Source organism: Apilactobacillus ozensis DSM 23829 = JCM 17196 (assembly GCF_001435995.1).
Classification (GTDB): Bacteria; Bacillota; Bacilli; order Lactobacillales; family Lactobacillaceae; genus Apilactobacillus; species Apilactobacillus ozensis.
Map to the genome: position 1 here is coordinate 1 of NZ_AYYQ01000017.1, position 2,705 is coordinate 2,705.

Genomic DNA, 2,705 nt, shown 5'->3' on the forward strand with positions numbered 1-2,705 from the left:
ATCCTGAGTACGGCGACACACGTGAAACGTCGTCGGAATCCGGGAGGACCATCTCCCAAGGCTAAATACTACCTAGTGACCGATAGTGAACCAGTACCGTGAGGGAAAGGTGAAAAGCACCCCGGAAGGGGAGTGAAATAGTTCCTGAAACCATGTGCTTACAAGCAGTTAGAGCCCGTTAATGGGTGATAGCGTGCCTCTTGTAGAATGAACCGGCGAGTTATGGTTGCATGCAAGGTTAAGACGAAAATGTCGGAGCCGTAGCGAAAGCGAGTCTGAAACGGGCGTTTCAGTATGTAGCGATAGACCCGAAACCAGGTGATCTACCCATGTCCAGGCTGAAAGTGTGGTAAAACACACCGGAGGGCCGAACCCGTGTACGTTGAAAAGTGCTGGGATGAGGTGTGGGTAGCGGTGAAATTCCAAACGAACTTGGAGATAGCTGGTTCTCTCCGAAATAGCTTTAGGGCTAGCCTCGGATTTAGAATCATGGAGGTAGAGCCACTGTTTGGATGAGGGGCCCGTCATGGGTTACTGAGTTCAGATAAACTCCGAATACCATTGATTTATATGTCCGGGAGTCAGACTATGAGTGATAAGATCCATAGTCGAAAGGGGAACAGCCCAGACCACCAATTAAGGTCCCTAAATATATGCTAAGTGGAAAAGGATGTGAAGTTGCATAGACAACTAGGATGTTGGCTCAGAAGCAGCCACCATTTAAAGAGTGCGTAATAGCTCACTAGTCGAGTGACCTTGCGCCGAAAATTTACCGGGGCTAAGCATATTACCGAGATTGTGGACGTGACTATGTCACGTGATAGGAGAGCGTTCTAAGGGCAATGAAGTCGGACCGTAAGGACCGGTGGAGCGCTTAGAAGTGAGAATGCCGGTATGAGTAGCGAAAGATTGGTGAGAATCCAATCCACCACATGACTAAGGTTTCCTGGGGAAGGCTCGTCCTCCCAGGGTTAGTCGGGGCCTAAGCCGAGGCTGAGAAGCGTAGGCGATGGATAACAGGTTGATATTCCTGTACTAGTTAATTATGTTTGAGCGATGGAAGGACGTAGAAGGCTAAATTGTGCACACTGTTGGATATGTGTGTTCAAGCAGTAAGTCAGTTAAAGAGTGAAATGCTTTTTAGCGTGTTGACAAGCTGTGATGAGGACCGAAATTAAGTAGGGAAGCAATCCATGTCACGCTACCGAGAAAAGTTTCTAGTGAGTAATTAACTACCCGTACCGCAAACCGACACAGGTAGTCGAGGAGAGTATCCTAAGGTGAGCGAGTGAACTCTCGTTAAGGAACTCGGCAAAATGACCCCGTAACTTCGGGAGAAGGGGTGCTGCACTAACGTGCAGCCGCAGTGAAAAGGCTCAGGCGACTGTTTATCAAAAACACAGGTTTCTGCAAAATCGTAAGATGAAGTATAGGGGCTGACGCCTGCCCGGTGCTGGAAGGTTAAGTGGATGAGTTAGCTTCGGCGAAGCTCAGAAATGAAGCCCCAGTAAACGGCGGCCGTAACTATAACGGTCCTAAGGTAGCGAAATTCCTTGTCGGGTAAGTTCCGACCCGCACGAAAGGCGTAACGATCTGAGCACTGTCTCAACGAGAGACTCGGTGAAATTGAGATCCCTGTGAAGAAGCAGGGTACCCGCGACAGGACGGAAAGACCCCATGGAGCTTTACTGTAATTTGATATTGGGTGTTGACATAGCTTGTACAGGATAGGTAGGAGCCGTAGAAACCGGAACGCTAGTTTCGGTGGAGGCAATGGTGGGATACTACCCTCGCTGTGCTAACACTCTAACCCGCACCACTTATCGTGGTGGGAGACAGTGTCTGATTGGCAGTTTGACTGGGGCGGTCGCCTCCCAAACAGTAACGGAGGCGCCCAAAGGTTCCCTCAGAATGGTTGGAAATCATTCATCGAGTGTAAAGGCAAAAGGGAGCTTGACTGCGAGACAGACAGGTCGAGCAGGGACGAAAGTCGGGCTTAGTGATCCGGTGGTACCGTATGGAAGGGCCATCGCTCAACGGATAAAAGCTACCCTGGGGATAACAGGCTTATCTCCCCCAAGAGTTCACATCGACGGGGAGGTTTGGCACCTCGATGTCGGCTCATCGCATCCTGGGGCTGTAGTTGGTCCCAAGGGTTGGGCTGTTCGCCCATTAAAGCGGTACGCGAGCTGGGTTCAGAACGTCGTGAGACAGTTCGGTCCCTATCCGTCGCGGGCGTAGGAAATTTGAGGGGAGCTGTCTCTAGTACGAGAGGACCGAGATGGACATACCGCTGGTGTACCAGTTGTGCCGCCAGGCGCATCGCTGGGTAGCTATGTATGGACGTGATAAACGCTGAAAGCATCTAAGTGTGAAACCCACCTCAAGATGAAATTTCCCATTCCTTTATGGAAGTAAGACCCCTGAGAGATGATCAGGTAGATAGGTTGGAAGTGGAAGTGCAGTGATGCATGGAGCGGACCAATACTAATCGGTCGAGGACTTAACCAAGTTAGGTAGTTTTCGGAAAAGAAATTAATAATATCTAGTTTTGAGAGAACAAAGTTCTTTCTAAATAAATAGTGTGGTGGCGATAGCCAGAAGGATACACCTGTTCCCATGCCGAACACAGTAGTTAAGCTTCTGTACGCCGAGAGTAGTTGGAGGATCGCCTCCTGCAAGGGTAGGACGTTGCCACGCTCATT

At 49.9% G+C, this 2,705-nt stretch carries 2 rRNA genes; both read left to right on the forward strand.

Features of this window, described 5'->3' with window-relative positions:
• A 23S ribosomal RNA gene (locus FD06_RS02565) occupies window positions 1-2,511 on the forward strand; the annotation flags it as partial.
• Window positions 2,512-2,583: 72 nt separating this feature from the next.
• Window positions 2,584-2,700 (forward strand): 5S ribosomal RNA (rrf, locus tag FD06_RS02570).
• Window positions 2,701-2,705: the final 5 nt, after the last annotated feature.